The 21,222-nt window shown below is 71.0% G+C and carries 18 protein-coding genes; 4 read left to right on the plus strand and 14 right to left on the minus strand.

All coding sequences use genetic code 11. The features are described 5' to 3' along the window. From ACWIHY_RS30915 to ACWIHY_RS30930, 4 genes are all read right to left on the minus strand, one after another. On the minus strand, positions 1-164 hold a 164-nt coding region (locus ACWIHY_RS30915; protein ID WP_356646833.1), incomplete at its 3' end, for a flavodoxin-dependent (E)-4-hydroxy-3-methylbut-2-enyl-diphosphate synthase. A 139-nt stretch (positions 165-303) separates the two neighbouring features. Further along, positions 304-1,605, minus strand: coding sequence for a M50 family metallopeptidase (locus tag ACWIHY_RS30920; RefSeq protein ID WP_454379315.1), 1,302 nt, complete (start codon positions 1,603-1,605; stop codon positions 304-306). Continuing rightward, positions 1,602-2,855, minus strand: coding sequence for a 1-deoxy-D-xylulose-5-phosphate reductoisomerase (gene dxr, locus ACWIHY_RS30925; protein WP_454379317.1), 1,254 nt, complete (start codon positions 2,853-2,855; stop codon positions 1,602-1,604). Before dxr ends, ACWIHY_RS30920 begins: the two co-directional genes overlap by 4 nt. Positions 2,856-2,957: 102 nt before the next feature. Next, entirely contained in the window at positions 2,958-3,665 is a 708-nt protein-coding gene (locus ACWIHY_RS30930) for a hypothetical protein (protein WP_454379318.1), read from the minus strand. Positions 3,666-3,833: 168 nt separating this feature from the next. Between ACWIHY_RS30930 and ACWIHY_RS30935 the strand changes: the two genes are divergently transcribed. Then, positions 3,834-4,340 (plus strand): DinB family protein, encoded by a 507-nt coding sequence (locus tag ACWIHY_RS30935; protein ID WP_454379319.1) that lies wholly within the window; start codon positions 3,834-3,836, stop codon positions 4,338-4,340. Continuing rightward, positions 4,337-4,627, plus strand: coding sequence for a hypothetical protein (locus ACWIHY_RS30940; protein ID WP_454379320.1), 291 nt, complete (start codon positions 4,337-4,339; stop codon positions 4,625-4,627). The genes ACWIHY_RS30935 and ACWIHY_RS30940 overlap by 4 nt, the downstream gene beginning before the upstream one ends. A gap of 39 nt (positions 4,628-4,666) precedes the next feature. On the opposite strand, the gene aroA is transcribed toward ACWIHY_RS30940, so the two are convergent. The 5 genes from aroA to ACWIHY_RS30965 form a co-directional block, all read right to left on the minus strand. After that, on the minus strand, positions 4,667-5,905 hold the full coding sequence (gene aroA, locus ACWIHY_RS30945) for a 3-phosphoshikimate 1-carboxyvinyltransferase (RefSeq protein ID WP_454379322.1): 1,239 nt from the start codon (positions 5,903-5,905) through the stop codon (positions 4,667-4,669). Between the two features lie 149 nt (positions 5,906-6,054). Further along, positions 6,055-7,995 carry an acyl-CoA dehydrogenase family protein gene (locus tag ACWIHY_RS30950; protein ID WP_454379324.1) on the minus strand — a complete coding sequence of 647 codons (1,941 nt, stop codon included), beginning with the start codon at positions 7,993-7,995 and terminating at the stop codon, positions 6,055-6,057. 193 nt (positions 7,996-8,188) lie between these two features. Continuing rightward, positions 8,189-9,634, minus strand: a complete 1,446-nt coding sequence (locus ACWIHY_RS30955; RefSeq protein WP_454379325.1) for an aldehyde dehydrogenase family protein — start codon at positions 9,632-9,634, stop codon at positions 8,189-8,191. Between the two features lie 302 nt (positions 9,635-9,936). After that, complete coding sequence (locus ACWIHY_RS30960) at positions 9,937-11,571, minus strand: PucR family transcriptional regulator (RefSeq protein ID WP_454379326.1); 1,635 nt, start codon at positions 11,569-11,571, stop codon at positions 9,937-9,939. Positions 11,572-11,700: 129 nt separating this feature from the next. Next, on the minus strand, positions 11,701-13,815 hold the full coding sequence (locus tag ACWIHY_RS30965; protein WP_454379327.1) for an ATP-binding protein: 2,115 nt from the start codon (positions 13,813-13,815) through the stop codon (positions 11,701-11,703). Between the two features lie 270 nt (positions 13,816-14,085). Here ACWIHY_RS30965 and gabT point away from each other — a divergent pair, with 270 nt between their 5' ends. Continuing rightward, a complete protein-coding gene (gabT, locus tag ACWIHY_RS30970) occupies positions 14,086-15,420 on the plus strand; it encodes a 4-aminobutyrate--2-oxoglutarate transaminase (RefSeq protein ID WP_454379329.1) in 1,335 nt (444 codons plus the stop codon). 83 nt (positions 15,421-15,503) lie between these two features. Beyond that, complete coding sequence (locus tag ACWIHY_RS30975) at positions 15,504-16,358, plus strand: phosphatase PAP2 family protein (protein ID WP_454379331.1); 855 nt, start codon at positions 15,504-15,506, stop codon at positions 16,356-16,358. Here the strand turns inward: ACWIHY_RS30975 and ACWIHY_RS30980 are convergent. The 5 genes from ACWIHY_RS30980 to ACWIHY_RS31000 all read right to left on the minus strand — a co-directional run bounded on the left by ACWIHY_RS30980 (position 16,285) and on the right by ACWIHY_RS31000 (position 21,178). Next, a complete protein-coding gene (locus ACWIHY_RS30980; protein WP_454379333.1) occupies positions 16,285-16,743 on the minus strand; it encodes a hypothetical protein in 459 nt (152 codons plus the stop codon). The genes ACWIHY_RS30975 and ACWIHY_RS30980 overlap by 74 nt on opposite strands. A gap of 108 nt (positions 16,744-16,851) precedes the next feature. Continuing rightward, complete coding sequence (locus tag ACWIHY_RS30985) at positions 16,852-18,270, minus strand: NAD(P)/FAD-dependent oxidoreductase (RefSeq protein WP_454379335.1); 1,419 nt, start codon at positions 18,268-18,270, stop codon at positions 16,852-16,854. A gap of 21 nt (positions 18,271-18,291) precedes the next feature. Next, the gene (locus ACWIHY_RS30990) at positions 18,292-19,098 is read right to left on the minus strand and encodes an ABC transporter permease (protein ID WP_454379336.1); all 807 of its coding nucleotides are present in this window, start codon (positions 19,096-19,098) and stop codon (positions 18,292-18,294) included. Beyond that, a complete protein-coding gene (locus ACWIHY_RS30995) occupies positions 19,098-20,030 on the minus strand; it encodes an ABC transporter permease (protein WP_454379338.1) in 933 nt (310 codons plus the stop codon). The genes ACWIHY_RS30990 and ACWIHY_RS30995 overlap by 1 nt, the downstream gene beginning before the upstream one ends. Beyond that, complete coding sequence (locus tag ACWIHY_RS31000) at positions 20,027-21,178, minus strand: ABC transporter ATP-binding protein (RefSeq protein ID WP_454379340.1); 1,152 nt, start codon at positions 21,176-21,178, stop codon at positions 20,027-20,029. The genes ACWIHY_RS30995 and ACWIHY_RS31000 overlap by 4 nt, the downstream gene beginning before the upstream one ends. Between the last annotated feature and the right edge of the window lie 44 nt (positions 21,179-21,222).

The raw sequence follows: 21,222 nt of genomic DNA on the forward strand, positions 1-21,222 counted from the left end.
TGCAGCGTCGCACCGACGTCGGACGTCCTGGTCGTCGTCATCGACTGCACCGAGACGGGTGCGTCCCCGCCGACCGCCACCGATCCGACCTGGATCTTGCGGCTGACCCTACGGTCGGCGAGCTTCGTCGGAACGGAGGGCATTCCGAGAGAAATTGCAGTCATCTGCTGTGCAACCCCAAGGTGTGGATCATGGTCCCGAGATCGGCGGGCTCCGGACTTCGAGGTTACGTCACCACGAAAGCCCGGAGCACACCACGTCGACAAGTCCACCCCATGGTGGGCTGCCGGTGAGCCGCACGTGTCAGGAGATTCGGACGGGGTTCACCACGTCCGCCACCAGCACCAGTGCGGTGAAACAGATGAAGATCCCGGCGACGACGTACGCGACGGGCATCAGCTTGGCGACGTCGAAGGGACCCGGGTCGGGCCGCCGGAAGACCTTCGCCACATTGCGCCTCAGCGACTCCCACAGAGCCCCCGCGATGTGCCCGCCGTCGAGCGGCAGAAGCGGCAGCATGTTGAAGAGGAAGAGGGAGAGGTTGAAGCCCGCGATGAGGAACAGCATCATCCCGACGGTGTTCTCCATGGGCAGCCCGAGCCCGAGGATCTCGCCGCCCACGCGAGCCGCGCCGACCACGCCCATCGGGGAGTCGGCCTTGCGCTCCTCGCCGTTGAACGTCGCGTTCCACAGGTCGGGGACCTTGGACGGCAGGGCGATGAGCGAGTCGACACCGGACTCGATCATGACGCCCATCCGGTCCAGCGAGTCGGTGAAGGACAGTGGCGTGACGGCCATTCCGGGGCCGAAGCCGAGGTAGCCGGCCTTGACGTACTCATCGGCGACGGGCTGGCCCTGGGCGTCCTTCTTGGCCACCTTGTTGGCGATCAGGTTCGCCTGGAGGACCTGCTCACGGCCGTCGCGCTCCACCGTGATGGAGGCGGGGCCGATCGTCTCGCGGATGCGGTCCGAGAGGGCGGCCCAGTCCTTGACGGGCTCCCCGTCGAAGGCGACGATCTTGTCGCCCTTCTCCAGGCCCGCCGCCTTGGCCGGCGACGCGGGGTCGCCCTTCCTGCAGTCGCGGTTCTCGCTCTGCGCGACGACACAGGGGACGACGGTGTCAACCGTGGTGGTCTGCTGGTTCAGGCCGATCGTCATGAACACGCCGAGGAAGATCGCCACGGCGAGAATCAGGTTCATGAAGGGGCCGGCGAACATCACGATCACGCGCTTCCACGGCTTGCGCGTGTAGAAGAGCCGGGTTTCGTCGCCGGGCTGGAGTTCCTCGTACGCCGCCGAACGGGCGTCCTCGATCATGCCGCGCCACGGCGACGTCGACCTGGCCTCGATCTTGCCGTCGGCACCCGGCGGGAACATCCCGATCATACGGATGTAGCCGCCGAGCGGGATCGCCTTGACGCCGTACTCCGTCTCACCCTTGTGCCGTGACCAGATGGTGGGGCCGAAGCCGACCATGTATTGCGGCACGCGGACGCCGAAGAGCTTGGCGGTCGAGAGGTGACCGAGTTCGTGCCAGGCGATGGAGATCAGCAGCCCGGCAAAGAAGATGACTATCCCGAGGACCGTCAACAGGATCGTCGTCATGCGCGAGCCTCCGCTGTTGCCTGTACTGCGATTTCACGGGCCCGGGCTCGTGCCCAGGTCTCGGCTTCCAGGACGTCCGCGACCGTGAGCGAGGTTCCCGTACGGGGGGTGCCATGCTCGGCCACGACTTCGGCGACCGTATCCACGATTCCTGTGAACGGCAGCCGTCCCGCGAGAAACGCGTCGACGCACTCCTCGTTCGCGGCATTGAACACCGCCGGGGCCGTGCCCGCGAGCGTACCGACATGACGGGCGAGTCCCACGGAGGGGAACGCGTCGTTGTCGAGCGGGAAGAACTCCCACGTCGACGCCTTCGACCAGTCGAAGGAGGGGGCGGCGTCCGGGACACGCTCGGGCCATCCGATGCCGATGGCGATCGGGCCGCGCATGTCGGGCGGTGTCGCCTGGGCGAGCGTCGAGCCGTCGGTGAACTCCACCATGGAGTGAACGTACGACTGGGGGTGGACGACGACCTCGATGCGGTCGAACGGAATGTCGTAGAGGAGGTGCGCCTCGATGACCTCCAGCCCCTTGTTGACCAGGGTGGCCGAGTTGACCGTGATCACCGGGCCCATCGCCCAGGTGGGGTGCGCCAGTGCGTCCTCGCGGGTGACGTCGGCCAGTTCGGCCTTCGTGCGCCCGCGGAAGGGGCCGCCGGACGCGGTGACGACGAGCTTGCGGACATCGGCGCGCGTGCCGCCGGCGAGGGCCTGGAAGAGCGCGGCGTGCTCGGAGTCGACCGGGATGATCTGGCCGGGCTTGGCGAGCGCCTTCACCAGCGGGCCGCCGACAATCAGCGACTCCTTGTTAGCGAGCGCGAGGGTGCGGCCCGCTTCGAGGGCGGCGAGGGTCGGGGCGAGGCCGATGGATCCGGTGATGCCGTTGAGCACCGTGTGGCACGGGGAAGCCGCGATCTGGGTGGCCGCGTCGGGCCCGGCCAGGATCTCCGGGAGGGGCTCCCCGCTGCCGTACTGCGCCTTCAGTGCCTCGCGAAGGGCGGGGACGGCGTCCTCGCGGGCGACCGCGACGCTGCGCACGCGCAGTTGCCGCGCCTGCTCGGCGAGCAGTCCGACCCGGCCGCCGGCCGCGGAGAGCGCGGTGACGCGGAAGCGGTCGGGATTGCGGAGTACCAGGTCGATGGCCTGGGTTCCGATGGACCCGGTGGAGCCGAGGACGACGATGTCCCGGCGGCCTTCGGACGGGTCGAAGGCGATGTGCGGGTCGGCGAGGGGGGCTGGGCTGTCGCTCATGCCCCCCATTGTTGCCGCAATGGCTCACCGGGTGGACAGCGCGTCCCTTTCGTTTCGCCGCTGACGCAACGGCCGGGCATCCGCGTGCGCGTCCCTTCGGACTCAGCGGGCCGCCGCGCGGAACTTCTCCCACTGGGCGTCGGTGATCTCCTCGGGCACTCCGCCGATGTCCTTGGTGCCGAGGATGTCGGCGCGGAAGGAGAGCGTGGCCGAGCCGGACCGTACGACCGTGAGGTAGTCGTGCAGCTTGAGCTTCCCCTTCACGTCGAGAATCGTGAAGTGGTACGCCCTGGCCTCGTCCGCCCCGGCGCCGAACTCGGGCGCCTCGACGGGCTCGACCTTGAGGTACTTGCCCTTGGCGATGGCCCGCACCTCGGTGAAGCCGTCGGCGCACTCCTGGCCGGCCTTGGCGAGGTCCTTCATGACGCGGGCGGCGTGGCCGCGTCCGTAGGAGCGGAGCTGCACGGCGACGGAGAGGCCGAGCATGTCGTCCGGGACGTCGACCCGGCGGCTGACCTCGCTCTTCAGGTCGTAGTCGGTGACATCGGCTGCGAGGCTCACGAGGGGCTGGCAGACGGCGGGGGCGGCTGTGTAGTCGTCGCCGTGGGGCGCGCCGAGGGTGAACTCGGACGCGGTGTACTTGCCGACCGTCTCGCCGTCGGTGAAGGAGGCGGCGGTGAGCTGCGCCTCGGTGAGCGCCTTGGGGCCGCCGGCGGAAGCGGTGGCTTCGCTCTTGCCGGCCTTCTTGTCGTCCTGGCCGGCGTCGCTGCCGCCGCACGCCACAGTCCCCGCGAGCAGAAGCCCGCCCACTGCGAGGGCCGCCCCACACCGTCGGCTGTTTCGCTTTTCCGCCCCGAACATGCGTGACCCCTGGTTCTGTTGACACGTGGGTGAATGCACGATTGTGGTGCATGGCTGCGGCTCGCGCCACAGCCGCCGCCCCGGCCGCTCATCCGCCCGTACGAGAAGGAGCCTGCCTTGACCACCGAACGCATCGACCCGTTCGTCGTCGCGGGGGAACGCGAGACGCTGCGCTCCATGCTGGACTTCCACCGAGCGACGCTCGTCATGAAGTGCGAGGGGCTGACCGACGAGGACCTGCGCCGGCAGTCGGTGCCGCCGTCGACGCTGTCGCTGCTGGGTCTGGTGCGGCACATGGCGGAGGTGGAGCGGGCGTGGTTCCGGCGGGTCATCAGCGGCGAGGACATACCGCTCGTGTGGTCCGACGAGGGCGACTTCCAGGTGGCGTACGACGCGACCTCCGCCACGCGGTCGCAGGCGTTCGAGGTCTGGCGTACGGAGGTCGAGCACGCGCGGCGCGTCGAGCGGGAGGCGGCGTCGCTGGACGTGACGGGCCGCTGGGCGAGGACGGGCAAGGACGTGTCGATTCGGCTGGTGATGCTGCACATGATCCACGAGTACGCCCGCCACAACGGTCACGCCGACTTCCTCCGCGAGGCGATCGACGGAAGCGTCGGCGTGTGACGCGCCCCCGAAGTGAGCTGCAGATCCATACGGTTGAGGAGTCCGCGCCCGGTGCGGCCGTCTGCGTGGTGCGGTGTGTGGGCGGAGTCGCGCGAGTGGGGCAGGAGTTCTCGGTTCCGGCGGCTTCGGGCCCCGTGGAGGAGTGCCTCCCCGTCATGCTGGAGGGCATCCGGCGCTATGAGAACGTGCACGTCACGTTCTTCGGCCCGCCGCACGCCGCGAAGGTCCGGCTCTCGGGGCCCGGTGTCCGGGGGCTGAGGCCGCGGCTCGTCATCTCCTGCGGCTGAGCGTGCCGCCGCGCCCCGCGGCGGGCGCTCGTCGAGGGGCTACCAGGCTCGCCGCAGCGCCGCGAACGCCTCGTGGAAGGCCGGGAAGGTCTTCCGTACGCAGCCGGGGTCGTCGAAGGTGACGCCGGGGGCGGTGCGCAGTGACGTGACGGCGAAGGACATCGCCATGCGGTGGTCGCCGTGCGTCGCGATCTCGGCGGGGCGGGGCGCGCCCGGCCGGATTTCGATCCAGTCGGGGCCGGTGGCTACCGTGATGCCCATCCGGCGCAGGTTCTCCGCGCACGCCTCCAGCCGGTCGCACTCCTTCACGCGCGTGTTCGCCACGTCCTCGATGCGGACCGGGCCGACGGCGTACGGCGCGATCGCCGCCAGCGTCGGCATGGTGTCGGAGATGTCGCGCATGTTGACCGTGAGGCCGGTGAGGGGGCCGGTGCCCCGGACGGTCGTGCTGTCGGCGGTGATACGGACCTCCGCGCCCATCCGCTCCAGTACGTCGACGAAGCGCAGGTCCCCCTGGAGCGCGCCGGTGCCGAGCCCCTGGACCGTGACCTCGCGGCCGGGCGAGAGCGCCGCCGCCGCGAAGAAGTAGCTGGCGGTGGAGGCGTCGGGCTCGACGGCGTACGTCGTGGCGCGGTAGCCGCCGGGCGGGACGGTGAACGTGCGGCCCTCGCACGTCACTTCGGCGCCGAAGCGGCGCATCATCGCGAGCGTGATCTCGACGTACGGCGCCGAGACGAGGTCGGTGACGGTGATACGCAGTCCCTCGGCGGTGAGCGGTCCGAGCATCAGGAGCGCGGTCAGGTACTGCGACGACTCCCCCGCGTCCAGGGTCACTTCGCCGCCCTTGATGCCGGCGGCGGCGATGCGCAGCGGGTGGTGTCCCTCGGCCTCCTCGTGGCGCAGGTCCACGCCGAGCGTGCGCAGCGCATCGGTGAGGGGGGCGAGGGGGCGACGGCGCATCTGCGGCGACGCGTCGAAACGGTACCTACCGGACGCGCCGGCCGCGGCGAGCGTGGGCAGGAAGCGGGCGGTGGTGGCGCCGTCGCGGCAGTAGACGTCGGCCTCGCTCACGGCCGGTCCCGTCGGGCGCCCCTCGACGCGCCAGGCGTCCGGCCCGCACTCCAGCCGGTACCCGAGCCGGCCGAGCCCTTCGGCGAACCCCTCGGTGTCGTCCGAGCGCAGGGGGCGAAGGAGCGTGGTGGTTCCGGCGGCCGCGGCGGCGAGAAACAGGGCGCGCGCGGTCACGGACTTGGAGCCGGGGATGTCTACGACGGTCACGGGCACCATCCTGCCGCGCGCGCGGCTGTGAGCCGGGGACTGTTTCGCCCCTTGGACAGCCGTGCGGGGGCCGGCGCACCCGGCCGCCCGCCCGGTGGGGCGGCGGCCCACCGGCCGTCGCCCCACCGGGCTTCGAGCGAGCCGCCCCCTCAGCGGACCGGGCGGTGGACGTTCTCCCGTTGTGAGGGGCCGTGGGCGGCCTCGGCGATCCAGGGGCCCTCGCCGCTCGGGTCGACGATGCCGGACTCCAGCCAGGTGTACGTGCCGGACAGGACGCCCTTGACGACCTTGTTGTCGAGGTCGTCGGTGTTGGTCCACAGGCGGTTGAAGAGTTCGTCGGTGCGAATGCGGGACTGGCGGCAGAAGACGTCGGCCAGTTGGTACGCCTCGCGGCCGTGCTGCCCCGTCGTACGCAGGAGTTCGGCGCGTACGCAGGTCGCGCTCATCGCGAAGAGCTCCGCGCCGATGTCGACGATCCGGCCGAGGAAGCCCTGCTTGGTCTCCATGCGGCCCTGCCAGCGCGACATCGCGTAGAAGGTGGAGCGAGCGAGCTTGCGTGCCGCGCGTTCGGCGTAGCGGAGGTGGACCGAGAGGTCCGCGTGTCCGGACGGGTGGAATTCGGCGTACGAGCGCGGGAGCTGACCGGGACCGGTCACCAGCTTCGGGAGCCACTTGGCGTAGAAGCCCGCCGCGTTCGCCCCCGCCTTCGCCTTCGCCGAGAGCGGCTTGTCGGGGTCGATGATGTCGCCCGCCACCTTCAGGTGGGCGTCGACCGCCTCGCGCGCGATCAGCAGGTGCATGATCTCGGTCGAGCCCTCGAAGATCCGGTTGATGCGCAGGTCCCGCAGCATCTGCTCGGCGGGGACGGCCCGCTCGCCCCGCGCCGCCAGGGAGTCCGCCGTCTCGAAGCCCCGGCCGCCACGGATCTGGACCAGTTCGTCGGCCATCAGGCAGCCCATCTCGCTGCCGTACAGCTTGGCGAGGGCGGCCTCGATGCGGATGTCGTTACGGTCCTCGTCGGCCATCTGCGAGGAGAGGTCCACGACCGCTTCGAGAGCGAAGGTCGTGGCGGCGATGAAGGAGATCTTCGCGCCCACCGCCTCGTGGAGGGCGACCGGCTTGCCCCACTGCTCGCGCACCGACGACCACTCGCGGGCGATCTTGAGGCTCCACTTGCCCGCGCCCACGCACATCGCGGGCAGGGACAGACGGCCGGTGTTGAGTGTGGTGAGGGCGATCTTGAGGCCGGCGCCCTCGGGGCCGATGCGGTTCTCGGCGGGGACCCGTACCTGGTGGAAGCGGGTGACACCGTTCTCCAGGCCGCGCAGCCCCATGAACGCGTTGCGGTTCTCGACGGTGATGCCCGGGGAGCCCGCCTCCACCACGAAGGCCGTGATGCCGCCCTTGTGGCCCTGCGACTTGGGTACGCGCGCCATGACGACCAGCAGATCGGCGACCACTCCGTTGGTCGTCCAGAGCTTCACACCGTCCAGGACGTACGAGTCGCCGACCGGCACGGCCGTCGTCGCCAGCCGGGCCGGGTCCGAGCCCACGTCCGGCTCGGTGAGGAGGAACGCGGAGATGTCGGTGCGGGCCAGCCGCGGGAGGAAGGCGTCCTTCTGCTCCTGCGTGCCGAAAATCTTGAGCGGCTGCGGTACGCCGATCGACTGATGCGCCGACAGGAGCGCGCCGATGGCGGGGCTCGCCGAGCCGACGAGCGCCAGAGCCTTGTTGTAGTACACCTGGGTGAGGCCGAGGCCGCCGTACTTGATGTCGATCTTCATGCCGAGCGCGCCGAGCTCCTTGAGCCCGTTGATCACCTCGTCGGGGATCTTCGCGTCCCGCTCGATCTGCGCGCCGTCGATCTTCGTCTCGCAGAAGACCCGGAGCTTGTCGAGAAACGCCTCGCCGCGCGCCGCGTCCGGGGGCGGCGGCATCGGATGCGGGTGGATGAGGTCCATGCGCAGGCGGCCGAGGAAGAGTTCCTTGGCGAAACTCGGCTTCCGCCAGTCCTTTTCGCGCGCCGCCTCGGCGACCTGCCGTGCTTCACGCTCGGAGACCTTGGGCTGCTGGGTCGGTTGTGCGGACATGAGGAGCTCACCTCGCCGCGAGTCGGGGTCCGGCCGCATTACCGACCGGTTCTACCCGACCGTATCTACCCGATATCCGGCATCCCCACCACCCCTGGCGCACCGATCGGCGCAGGGCCCGGCGCGCGGCACAAGGAAACGGCCGGAGCCCCCGCACAGTGGGCTCCGGCCGTGGCTCAGGTGTCGTACGAGGTCAGAGGGCGAGGCCCGTGAGGACCATGACCCGCTCGTACGTGTAGTCGTCCATCGCGAACCGCACACCCTCGCGGCCGACGCCGGACTGCTTGACGCCGCCGTACGGCATCTGGTCCGCGCGGTACGAGGGGACGTCGCCGACGATCACGCCGCCGACCTCGAGCGCGCGGTGGGCGCGGAAGGCGGTCTGGAGGTCGTGGGTGAACACGCCCGCCTGGAGGCCGTACTTGGAGTCGTTGACCGCGGCGAACGCCTCGGCCTCGCCCTCCACCTTGCGCACCGTCAGGACCGGGCCGAAGACCTCCTCGCAGGAGATCGTGGTGTCGGCCGGTACGTCGGCGAGAACGGTCGGGGCGTACGAAGCACCCTCGCGCTTGCCCCCCGTGAGCAGGCTCGCGCCCGCCTTGACGGCCTCGTCGACCCATGCCTCGACGCGCTTGGCGGCGTCCTCGCTGACCAGCGGGCCGACGTCGGTGCCGGCGTCGTTCGGGTCACCGGTCACCTGGGCCTCGACGGCGGCGACGATCCTCGGCACGAGACGCTCGTACACGGAGGCGTCGGCGATCACGCGCTGCACGGAGATGCAGGACTGGCCGGCCTGGTAGTTGGAGAAGGTCGCGATGCGGGTCGCGGCCCAGTCCAGGTCCTCGTCCGAGGCCCAGTCGGCGAGGACGACGGCCGCGCCGTTGCCGCCGAGCTCCAGGGTGCAGTGCTTGCGCGGCACCGAGTCCATGATCGCGTAGCCGACCTTCTCGGACCCGGTGAAGGAGATGACGGGCAGCCGCTCGTCCTGCACCAGCTCGGGCATCTTGTCGTTGGCGACCGGCAGCACGGACCACGAACCGGCCGGCAGGTCGGTCTCGGCGAGCAGCTCACCCAGGATCAGGCCGGACAGCGGCGTCGCGGGCGCGGGCTTGAGGATGATCGGGGCGCCGACGGCGATGGCCGGGGCGACCTTGTGCGCGCACAGGTTCAGCGGGAAGTTGAAGGGCGCGATGCCGAGGACGGTGCCGCGGGGGAAGCGGCGCGTCAGGGCGAGGCGGCCGACGCCGCCGGCGTCGGTGTCGAGGCGCTGGGCCTCGCCGCCGTTGAAACGGCGGGCTTCCTCGGCGGCGAACCGGAACACGGAAACGGCGCGGCCGACTTCACCGCGAGCCCACTTGATCGGCTTGCCGTTCTCCGCGGAGATCAGCTGCGCGATCTCTTCGGTGCGCTCGACGAGACGCTTGCTGACGTGGTCGAGGGCGGCGGCGCGGACGTGCGCGGGGGTGGCCGCGAACTCGGCCTCCACGGCGTACGCGGCCGCGACGGCCTCTTCGACCTGCGCGTCGGTGGGGATGCTCACCGTGCCGACGAGTCGGCCGTCCCAGGGGGACGTGACGTCGAACGCGTCCTCGCCGGTGGCCTGGCGGCCGGCGAGCCAGAAGGCGTGGGTGGAAGTCATATCGTTTCCGGCCCTTCCGAGGGAGTGGGGTGCTGATGTCCCCCCACGGTAGGGGTGCGGACGCCGGAGGTCGTTTGTCCGAGGTGGAGTGCTGCGCGCGGCGGAGACGCCGGTTTGGAGGACGACCGGTTAGCGCCCCCTGGCCGGGCGGGTCGGTACGGGGCGCAGGGGCGTATGCGGGGCAGCGTTTTCCCCCAGCCGCCTTCCCGGAACCGGGGCTCAGCCCCGGACCCAGCTCCTCGCACGCCGGAGGGGCTGGATTCGGATACCGCAACCGTCCGTCGGCGTAAGCCCCGTCGGCGTCAGCCCGCGCCCGAGCCCGAGCCCGCTGTCGCCTTAAGCGCCAGCCACAGCTCCATCCGCACGTCCGCGTCGTCCAGCGACCGGCCCAGGATCTCCTCGACCCGCCGCATCCGGTACCGCAGCGTGTGCCGGTGGACTCCCAGGTCCGCCGCCGCCGCGTCCCACTGGCCGTGGCGCGACAGCCACGCCCGCAGGGACGCGATCAGGTCGCCCCGGCCCTTCGCGTCGTGCTCGTGCAGGGCCCGCAGCGTCCCGTCGGCGAAGGACCTCACCGCGTCGTCCGCCAGCAGCTGCATCACCGAACCCGCCGCCAGCTCCTCGTGCTCGACCAGCGTCCGTCCCCGCCGCCGCGCGACCGAGAGCGCCTGTTCGGCCTGCTTGTACGCCCCGACCGCCGCGATCGGGCCGGCCGGCGCCGAAAGGCCGACCACCAGTTCGTCCTCGCCCGCCGGCTCGTGCGGCCGCGCCGCGTCGCCGCGCCGTGCCTCCGTGTACGCGAGGCACGCCGCCACCGCGTCACCGCCGTCCGCGGCGAGCACCACCAGCCGGTCGCCGTCGGGCACCACGAGCACCGGCTCGCCCGCCCGCATCGCTGCCGACTCCATCGCGTCGGCGAGCGCATGGAGGGGGTCGGTGCCCACGGCGGGCGCGCCCTCCGCCACCTCCGAGGCCGTCGGCTCGGCGATGAGGAGTCGGAAGGGGGCGTCCAGCAGCGCCCCGTACAGGTCGCCGGCGACGGCCCGCGCGTGGTCCGGCTCACCGGCCAGCAGCATCCGCAGCACCGCCGCTCCGAGCCGCTGTTCGGCGGCCTGCAGGGACCGCGACCGCTCCGTCGTCAGCGTCAGCAGCGCGATGGCCGAGTGAACGGCGTACCGCTCGGCCGTCCCCAGCGGAGCCCCGGTCCCGACCGCGAGTACGCCCCGTACGCGGCGCCCGGCGCCCAGGGATTGCAGCTCGACCCGGTCGTCCGCCTCGGCGTCGCTGTCCGCTCCACCACCGCCCACCACGGAGCTGGCGGGCGCGGGCCGCTCCCGCAGCCGTTCGACGTCGGCGGTGAGCCGGGCGGCCCGGCGCGCGGCCCAGTCGGGCGCCGCGACGACGACCGCGCCGGAGACGTCGTACAGCGCGGCCCACCCGTTCACGTGCGCCGCGAGGCGGGCGAGCAGATCTCCGGGACCGTCGCCGGACAGCGCCGCCTTCGTCAGTTCGCGCTGCGCCTCGAAACCGGCGGTCACGGCGCGGTACTGGTCGGCCGCGTTGGCGGCGGATACGGCCTTGCTGATGGCGAGGAAGGGCGTACGGCGCGGCACTTCCAGCAGCGGCAGGCCCTCCTCCGTGGCCGCGTCGACGAGTGCCTGCGGGATGTCGTCGTAGTGGACGCCGACGGCGAAGCCGAGCCCCACGACGCCCGCCCCGGCCAGCCGCCGCACGTACCGGCGCATCACGTCCGGGTCCTCGGCCTCCAGCTTCACCGCGGTGACGAGCAGCAGCTCGCCGCCCTCCATGTAGGGCACGGGGTCGGGGAGCTCACTGACGTGGGCCCAGCGCACCGGAGTGTCCAGCCGGTCCTCCCCGGCGCGCACGGTGAGCTTGAGCGCCGAGTGGTGGACCAGCGAGGCGAGGGTGGGGGGCATGGACGGTCAGACCTTAGGACGGAGGATTTTCGCCGTCGCGTATGAACGGCTCATATCGATTCTGCCAGGACGTACGAGTACCCGGCACCACGCCACTCGGCCGCGAGGCAGCCGCCGGTCAGTCGCCGGTCAGCTCCGCAGGTCCACGAGCAGCGGCGGGGCGTGCTCCCCCCGCACCGTCGTCAACGACAGCACGGCGTGCCCGGCGGGCACCGAATGGGCCAGGTCCGAGGCGGACCACCGCTCGCGTTCGACCTTGCGCACCGTGATCGCGTCCGTCGTCACGGCCTTGCCGGTGACGATCCGCCGGAAGACGTGGAAGGCCCGGGTGAGCGGCTGGTCGGCGAAGACGGTCCGGCTGGTCACATCGCGCGTCTCGACCCACTCGGTGCCCCACGCCTCGGCGAACCGCTTCCCGTCCCACGTGGTGACACCCGAGAAGGCCATCCGGCACCCGACGGCGCCGAGCAGCGCCGCGTGCAGGTTCTCCGGTACGTCGTCGAGCGACCGCAGCGTGATCACAGCGCCGGCGTGGGCGGAGCGCAGTCGCTGGATGCCCCGCACGGTCTCCGCGGTGAGGGTGCGGGTGGCGTCGTCCAGCACCAGGCAGGCGAAGAGCGACCGGTCGGCGCGGTGCGCGGCGCTCGCCGTGAACTGGGCGAGGACGAGCCGCGCGAGCAGCCGGGACGCCTCGGCGTGACCGCGCTCGGGCAGGTCGATGCGGACCCGAAGCGGGTGCTCCAGGGACCGCAGCGAGAAGGGCCGGGCCTTCCCGCTCGTGTCGAAGAACGACGCGAACGCGGGCCGGTCGAGCAGCGCCACCCGGTCGGCGAGAGCGATGCCGGGGTCACCCGGCGTCCCCGACTGCCGTGCCCGCGCGTCGAGTTCGCGCTGGAGGGCGTGCTGCGAGCCGTCGTCGAGTGCCTCGCGCAGCGCGCCGAGCGCGGCCGGTACGCCGTCGAGGAGCTCCCGCAGTTCGGGTACGGAGGGGAAGCGGCCGTAGGCGGCGCGGTACGGGCCGAGGAGCTGGGCGAGGGCGGTGGCGGCGCGACGGCTGTCGACGTCGGGGAGATCGCCGACGAAGCCCTCGGCGAGTACGGCGGCGGCCTCGTCCGGGTCGGTGGTGCCGCCGTACAGGTCGAGGTCGTACACGGAGCCGGGGTCGCCGAGCTTGACGACGACGTCGTACGCCTCGTCCGGGCCGAGCTGCGCGCCGGCCGCCCCGACGGCGATGACGGCGGCCTGGCCGGCGAGCGCCAGGAGGGCCAGCGATTCGACGACGGGCCGTACGAGGGCCCGGGACTTGCCGGTGCCGGGCGGGCCGACGGCGACGAGGGAGGTGCCGAGCAGCTCCGGGTCGAGGGCCAGGCCGGTACCGCGCCGGCCGTACGGATTGCGTTCGCCGGGGTGGACGGTGCCGAGCCTGACCTGGCGGGCGCACAGGTCGTGCGCGGCGGCGCGGACGGGCAGGTCGCGGGCGCCGGAGGGGTGGGTGCAGGCGGCTGCGCCGTTGCGCAGGACGGTGTCGGTGAAGGCACTGAGGCGGGAGGGGTCGGCCCGGACGGACTGCCAGGCGCGGCGGATCCGGGCGTAGTCCACGTCGTTCATGCGCCCCGATCTGGCCTCCTCCGCGAGCCTGGCGGCGGCCTCGGCCTGTCCGGCGCCACGCAGCTCGGGCCACTCGGCGGGGTCGGCGGCGGAGCCGGGTTCGGTGCGGGGATCGGGCACGGGTCCGGCGGCGGGGGGCTTGGGGAGGAGGAAGCGGCGTACGACCTCGGCCCAGCGGCCCATGCGGCCGAAGGCGACGGCGAGCAGGAGGGCGAAGAGGCCGTAGTAGAGGTACGAGACCCAGACGAAGGCCATATTGCCGCCGTCCTCGCGCCACGACGCGGGGGTGAACCAGAAGAGCGGCCACAGCCAGAAGCTGATGTAGCCGTTCCAGCAGAGCGACCAGATGAGCAGTGCGGTGAGCAGCGAGATCAGGGCCCCGCTGACGAGCTGGCGCCCGGGGATGACCTCGGGCTCCTCGGCGGGGCGCGGGACGTGGCCGTACGACCAGACACCGGGGCCGTCGGCGTTGCGCGGTGTGCGCAGCCATTCGGTGAGGGTGGGGCCGGTGGCGGGGGCGTGGGTGGGGGCCGGTGGTACGGCGGGGGGTGCGGAAGGGGGCGGGCCGGCCGGACGCGGTACGGCGCTGGACCGGGTGGCGCGTGCTTCGGGTGTGCCTGTGCCCTCGGTGTCCATGTGCTGCCCTGCCCCTCGTCCCCTGACCAGCCTGTGCGCAGGGCCTCAATCTAGTGCCCGGGGCAGGGCAGTTGTCCGCCCCGCGCCCGGTGACGGGCGATGTCGCCCGCGGCGCCGCCCCCTGCCCGGGACCGGGGGCAGAACCCCCGGCTATGTCCGCCACGGACAAGGACACGACCGCACTTCTCCCGAACGGAACATGCCACCCCCCACCCCCCACCCCTAGCCTGCGAAGTAAAGAAGCGTCCGGAATACCCCCAGGAGCCCCCCATGACCGCAATCCCGCAGGAGCGCCGCGTCGTCACCGCGATTCCCGGCCCGAAGTCGGCAGAGCTGCAGGCCCGGCGCACCGCCACGGTCGCCGGCGGCGTGGGCTCCGTGCTGCCCGTCTTCACCGCGCGCGCGGGTGGCGGCATCATCGAGGACGTCGACGGCAACCGTCTGATCGACTTCGGCTCCGGTATCGCCGTGACCTCGGTCGGCGCGTCCGCCGAGGCCGTCGTACGCCGCGCCTCCGCGCAGCTCCAGGACTTCACCCACACCTGTTTCATGGTCACGCCGTACGAGGGCTACGTCGAGGTCTGTGAGGCGCTCGCCGAACTGACCCCGGGCGACCACGCCAAGAAGTCCGCGCTGTTCAACTCCGGCGCGGAGGCCGTCGAGAACGCCGTCAAGATCGCCCGTGCGTACACCAAGCGCCAGGCCGTCGTCGTGTTCGACCACGGCTACCACGGTCGCACCAACCTCACGATGGCACTGACCTCGAAGAACATGCCGTACAAGAACGGCTTCGGCCCGTTCGCCCCCGAGGTCTACCGCGTCCCGGTCGCCTACGGCTACCGCTGGCCGACCGGCGAGGAGAACTGCGGCCCCGAGGCGGCGGCCCAGGCCATCGACCAGATCAGCAAGCAGGTCGGCGCCGACAACGTCGCCGCGATCATCATCGAGCCGGTGCTCGGCGAGGGCGGCTTCATCGAGCCGGCCAAGGGCTTCCTGCCCGCGATCGTGAAGTTCGCCAACGACAACGGCATCGTCTTCGTCGCCGACGAGATCCAGTCCGGCTTCTGCCGCACCGGCCAGTGGTTCGCGTGTGAGGACGAGGGCATCGTCCCCGACCTGATCACGACCGCCAAGGGCATCGCGGGCGGTCTGCCGCTCGCCGCCGTGACCGGCCGCGCCGAGATCATGGACGCCCCGCACGGTGGCGGCCTGGGCGGCACGTACGGCGGAAACCCGGTGGCCTGCGCCGGTGCGCTCGGCTCCATCGAGACGATGAAGGAACTCGACCTCAACGCGAAGGCCAAGCGCATCGAGGAGGTCATGAAGGGCCGCCTGGCCACCATGGCGGAGAAGTTCGACATCATCGGTGACATCCGCGGCCGCGGCGCCATGATCGCCATCGAGCTCGTGACGGACCGGGACACCAAGGAGCCGAACGCGGCCGCCGCCGGCGCCCTCGCCAAGGCGTGCCACGCCGAGGGTCTGCTGGTCCTCACCTGCGGCACCTACGGCAACGTGCTGCGCTTCCTGCCGCCGATCGTCATCGGCGAGGACCTGCTCAACGAGGGTCTGGACATCATCGAGGCGGCCTTCGCCGGCGTGTGACCTGTGAAGAAAGGGTGGGGGGCCAATGGCGGGATGGAGATCCGCCTGTCGGTCCCCCACCCTCTGCCGTACGGTTTCTGCAGATGAGAGAAACACCCCGCTCGCAGGGGACTGCGGGCGGTTCCAGGTCGAGGCACCCCCTGCCCCGCCCTGGTCGTGCCTTCGCGCACATGGCTGGAGCCTCGAGCTCCGGAACTCCTCACCGATCGGATCGCCGCCCGCCCCACACCCCCCGGGGCGCGCGGCAGCCCGGTCCAGGCGGCTGCCTCGGAACTACCCCCCCTGTTCCGGGGCAGCCGGCTTTCCTCTTCGGCCCCTTCGCCCTCTCAGGGCTTCTTTCCGGGCTTCTCTTCGCGCTCGTCACCTGGCAGGTCGCTGCCGCCGGCCCCCTGCGCCGCGCCGACGAGCGCCTCGGCCGGGCCGTCGTGGGCCACGGCCCGACCGGACTCACGGAATTCCTCGCCGACCTCGGCAACATGGCGGTGGCGCTCCCGGTGCTGGCCGCCGCCGTCGCGTACACGCTGTGGTGCGGCGGCCGCGGCGCCCTCCCCCGCGCCTCGGCCGCCGTCCTCTCCATGGCGGCTGTGCCCGCCCTCGTCGTCCCGCTCAAATCCTGGATCGCCCGTACCGGCCCCCTCACCCGGGAGACCGGCTACTACCCGTCCGGGCACACGGCGACCGCCGCCGTCGCGTACTGCGGCGCGGCACTGCTCCTCCTGGCGTACGTACGCCGCCACCGCTGGTGGCCACCGGCCGTCGCGCTCGTACTCACCCTCGCGACCGGCGCCGGCCTCGTCCTGCGCGGCTACCACTGGCCGCTGGACGTCGTCGGCAGCTGGTGCCTGTGCGTCGTGCTTCTTCTGCTCAGCCATCGCCTTCCCGCGCGATACCGGCGGCCGCCTCGTGCATCGCGAGCTCCAGCAGCGCCGGATCGGTGAGCGTGCCCGTGCCGTCCGGCAGGACCAGCCACCGGACTCCGCCGGCCGCCCGGCCCGGGTAGGGGACGACGATCCAGGTGCCGCGGCCCGCGCCGCGTACGCCCGTACCGATCCAGTGGCCGACCGTGCCCGGTGGCACGAAGAAGCCCATGCGGGAATCGCCGAAGTCGGCGAGCACGGGACCCGGGCGGTCGATGAGACGGGTCAGGATGTCGAGCGTGGGGTAGCCGAGCTCGCCCGGCAGGATCAGGACGTCCCAGCGCCTGCCGGCGGGAAGGAGAGCGACCCCCAGGGGGTTGCGCTCCCATTCCCACCGGCAGGCGTCGGGATCCGATGCCACCGATACGAGCCAGTCCACCGCGGTTTCAGCCCCCGAGCCAGTCATGTTGTCCGGCCTCCATTCGCGTGCGCAGCCAGTGCGTATACGAAGGGAGAGGGGGCTGGGCCCGGGGTATTACGCGGGTTCGGTCACCTCGTTGGTGTGAGCCGGGTCTCAGCTGTCGAAGCCGAGCCCCAGCTTGTCCATGGCCTTGAGCCACAGATTGCGGTGCCCGCCGTTTTCGTCCGACCGGGCCAGCGACCACTTGGTGATGCCGATGCCCGCCCAGGCGAAAGGTTCCGGCGGGAACGGCAGCGGCTTGCTGCGCACCATCTCCAGCTCGGTGCGCTCGGTCCGCTCGCCCGCGAGGAGGTCGAGCATCACGTCGGCACCGAAGCGCGTGGAGCCGACGCCGAGACCGGTGTACCCGGCGGCGTACGCGACCTTGCCCGCGTGCGCCGTGCCGAAGAAGGCCGAGAAGCGCGAGCACGTGTCGATCGCGCCGCCCCACGCGTGGCTGAAGTTCACGCCCTCCAGCTGCGGGAAGCAGCGGAAGAAGTGGCCGGCCAGCTTGAGGTAGGTCTCCGGGCGGTGGTCCATCTCGGCGCTCAGCCTGCCGCCGAAGGGGTAGATGGCGTCGTAACCGCCCCACAGGATGCGGTTGTCGGCGCTCAGACGAAAGTAGTGGAACTGATTGGCGCTGTCGCCGAGCCCCTGTCGGTTCTTCCAGCCGATCGAGGCAAGCTGCTCGTCGGTGAGCGGCTCGGTCATCAGCGCGTAGTCGTAGACCGGGACGGTGTACGGGCGTACCCGCTTGACCAGTGACGGGAAGATGTTCGTGCCGAGTGCGACCCGGCGGGCCGAGACCCGGCCGTACGGCGTACGGACGGCCATCCCGGCGCCGGCCGACACCAGGTCCAGGCCCCGGGTGTGCTCGTAGATCCGTACGCCGAGACCGAGACAGGCCTGCTTGAGTCCCCACGCCAGCTTCGCGGGGTGCAGCATGGCGACGCCGCGCCGGTCGAACAGGCCGCCGATGAAGGTCGGCGAGTCGACCTCGGCGCGTACCGCGTCCCGGTCGAGGAGTTCGAGATGGCCGGCGAAGCCGAGCTTCTCCGCCTCCGCGTACATCTCGCGCAGCTCTTCGAGCTGGTGCGGCTCGGTGGCGACGTCGATCTCACCGGTGCGCTCGAAGTCGCAGTCGATGCCGTACGCCGCCACCGCCGCCTCGATGGCGTCGAGGTTGCGCTCGCCGAGCTCCTCCAGCCTGGCCAGCTCGCCGGGCCAGCGGGAGATGCCGTTGCTCAGGCCGTGGGTGAGGGAGGCGGCGCAGAATCCGCCGTTGCGGCCCGAGGCGGCCCAGCCCACCTCGTGGCCCTCGATCAGTACGACGTCCCGCCCCGGGTCGCGCTCCTTGGCAAGGAGCGCGGTCCACAGTCCGCTGTATCCGCCGCCGACGACGAGCAGATCGCAGCGCTCGTCACCGGTGAGGGCGGGCTGTGGTGCGGGCCTTTCGGGATCGTCCAGCCAGAACGACACCGGCTTGGCGCCGGAAAGGGATTGTGCAGCACTACGCATGGCAACTGGGGCCATGGTTTCCAACTCCTTCAGGGCTTACTGGGGCTGTGCGTTGTTCTTTCGACGGCTCGCGAGAAACTGGCCGCCGAGAACCATCAGTACCGCGATGACGAACATCGCCGTGCCGATGACGTTGATCTGTACGGGTGTGCCGCGCTGCGCCGATCCCCACACGAACATGGGGAAGGTGACGGTCGAGCCCGCGTTGAAATTGGTGATGATGAAATCGTCGAAGGAGAGCGCGAAGGCGAGCAGCGCTCCGGCCGCGATTCCGGGTGCGGCGATCGGCAGGGTCACCCGCACGAAGGTCTGCACGGGGCCCGCGTAGAGATCGCGCGCGGCCTCCTCGAGACGTGGGTCCATCGACATCACGCGCGCCTTGACCGCCGTCACCACGAAGCTCAGGCAGAACATGATGTGCGCGATGAGGACGGTCCAGAAGCCCAGCGGGGCGCCCATGTTGAGGAAGAGCGTCAGCAGCGAGGCGGCCATGACGACCTCGGGCATGGCCATCGGCAGGAAGATCAGCGAGTTGATCGCGCCCCGCGCCCGGAAGCGGTAGCGGACCAGCGCGAAGGCGATCATCGTGCCGAGCACGGTCGCGCCGACCGTGGCCCAGGCGGCGATCTGGAGCGAGAGGGACAGCGAGCCGCACAGGTCGGCGACTCCGCACGGGTCCTTCCACGCGTCCAGCGAGAATTCCTGCCAGGCGTAGTTGAAGCGCCCCTTCGGATTGTTGAAGGAGAACACCATCACGACGATGTTCGGCAGGATCATGTAAGCGAGCGTCAGCAGCCCCGCGATGACGACGAGATTGCGCCGTATCCAGCGAATCAAAGGCATCAGACCAGATCCTCCGTCCCGGACTTGCGGATGTACACGGTGACCATGCCCAGCACGATCGCCATCAGGATGAAGGACAGCGCGGCCGCCGTCGGATAGTCGAGCACCCGCAGGAATTGCGACTGGATGACGCTGCCGACCATTTTCGTGTCGGTCGAGCCGAGCAGTTCCGCGTTGACGTAGTCGCCGCTCGCCGGGATGAAGGTGAGCAGCGTGCCGGAGACGACACCCGGCATCGAGAGCGGGAAGGTCACCTTGCGGAAGGTGGTCGCGGGGGTGGCGTACAGGTCGCCGGCCGCCTCGTGCAGCCTGCCGTCGATGCGCTCGAGCGAGGTGTAGAGCGGCAGGATCATGAAGGGCAGGAAGTTGTACGTCAGGCCGCAGACCACGGCCATCGGCGTGGCCAGGACACGGCTGCCCTCGGTCCAGCCGAGCCAGCTGGTGACGTCGAGGACGTGCAGGGTGTTGAGCACGTCCACCACCGGGCCGCCGTCCGCGAGGATCGTCTTCCACGCGAGCGTACGGATCAGGAAGCTGGTGAAGAACGGCGCGATGACCAGCACCAGGACCAGGTTGCGCCAGCGGCCCGCCTTGAAGGCGATCATGTACGCGAGGGGGTAGCCGAGCAGCAGGCACAGCAGGGTGGCGGTACCGGCGTACAGCAGCGACCGGATGAACTGGGGGTAGTAGTCCGTCAGCGCGTCCCAGTACGTCTGGAAGTGCCAGGTGACCTTGAAGCCCTGCTCCAGCGAGCCGGTCTGCACCGAGGTCGACGCCTGGTAGACCATCGGCAGCGCGAAGAAGACGATCAGCCACAGGATGCCGGGCAGCAGCAGCCAGTACGGTACGAGCCGCTTGCGGGTGGATGCCTTGCGCAGGGCGGGCGGCTCCACCGGTGAGGGCGCCAGGGGCGGCGCGTCGGTGACGCTCACGCGCTCTCCTCCACCGTCTCCACGCCCGCGTCGATGTCCTGATCGGCGTCCAGGCCGAAGGTGTGGGCCGGGTTCCAGTGCAGGACGACCTCGGCGCCCGGGACCAGCCGGGCGTCGCGCTCGATGTTCTGGACGTACACCTCGAAGTCCGAACACGCCGGGCTGTCGACGATGTACTGCGTGGAGACGCCGATGAAGCTGGAGGCGACGATCCGGCCGGTGATCTTGTTGCGGCCGTCCGCGACCGAGCCCGCGTCGTCCGCGTGCGCGACCGAGACCTTCTCCGGGCGTACGCCGACGAGCAGCTTGCCGCCGCTGCGCGGCTGCGACGCGCACCGTCCGCCGGGCAGGCGGAGCTTGGAGCCGCCGCAGGTGACCACGGTGTCGTCGCCCGAGGTCTCGACGACCTCGGCCTCGATGAGGTTGGACGTACCGAGGAAGTTGGCGACGAACGTCGTCTTCGGGTTCTCGTACAGGTCGGCGGGGGCGCCGAGCTGCTCGACGCGGCCGCCGTTCATCACCGCGACCTGGTCGGCCATGGTCATGGCCTCCTCCTGGTCGTGGGTGACGTGGACGAAGGTGATGCCGACCTCGGTCTGGATGCGCTTGAGCTCCAGCTGCATCTGGCGGCGCAGCTTGAGGTCGAGCGCGCCGAGCGGCTCGTCGAGGAGCAGCACCTGCGGGTGGTTGATGAGCGCGCGGGCGACGGCGACGCGCTGCTGCTGGCCGCCGGAGAGCTGGTGGGGCTTGCGTCCGGCGAAGGCGCCGAGCTGGACGAGGTCGAGCATGTCGTCGACCTGCTTCTTGTACGACTTGATGCCGCGCCGGCGCAGGCCGAAGGCGATGTTCTCGGCGACGTTCAGGTGCGGGAAGAGCGCGTAGCTCTGGAAGACGGTGTTGACCGGCCGCTTGTACGGCTGGAGGTCGGTGACGTCCTTGTCGCCGAGGAAGACCGTGCCGGTGCTCGGGTCCTCCAGGCCGGCGATCATCCGCAGGGTGGTGGTCTTGCCGCAGCCGGACGCGCCGAGCAGGGCGAAGAAGGAGCCCTGCGGAATGGTGAGGTCGAGCGGGTGTACGGCTGTGAAGGAGCCGTAGGTCTTGCTGATCCCGGAGAGGCGGACGTCGCCGCCTTCTGTCTTCTGCGTCATGGGGTGTGGTCCCAGGGTGTTGAGAGGGGGCGGGAGAGGACAGC

This window comes from Streptomyces sp. NPDC055287 (assembly GCF_053646035.1).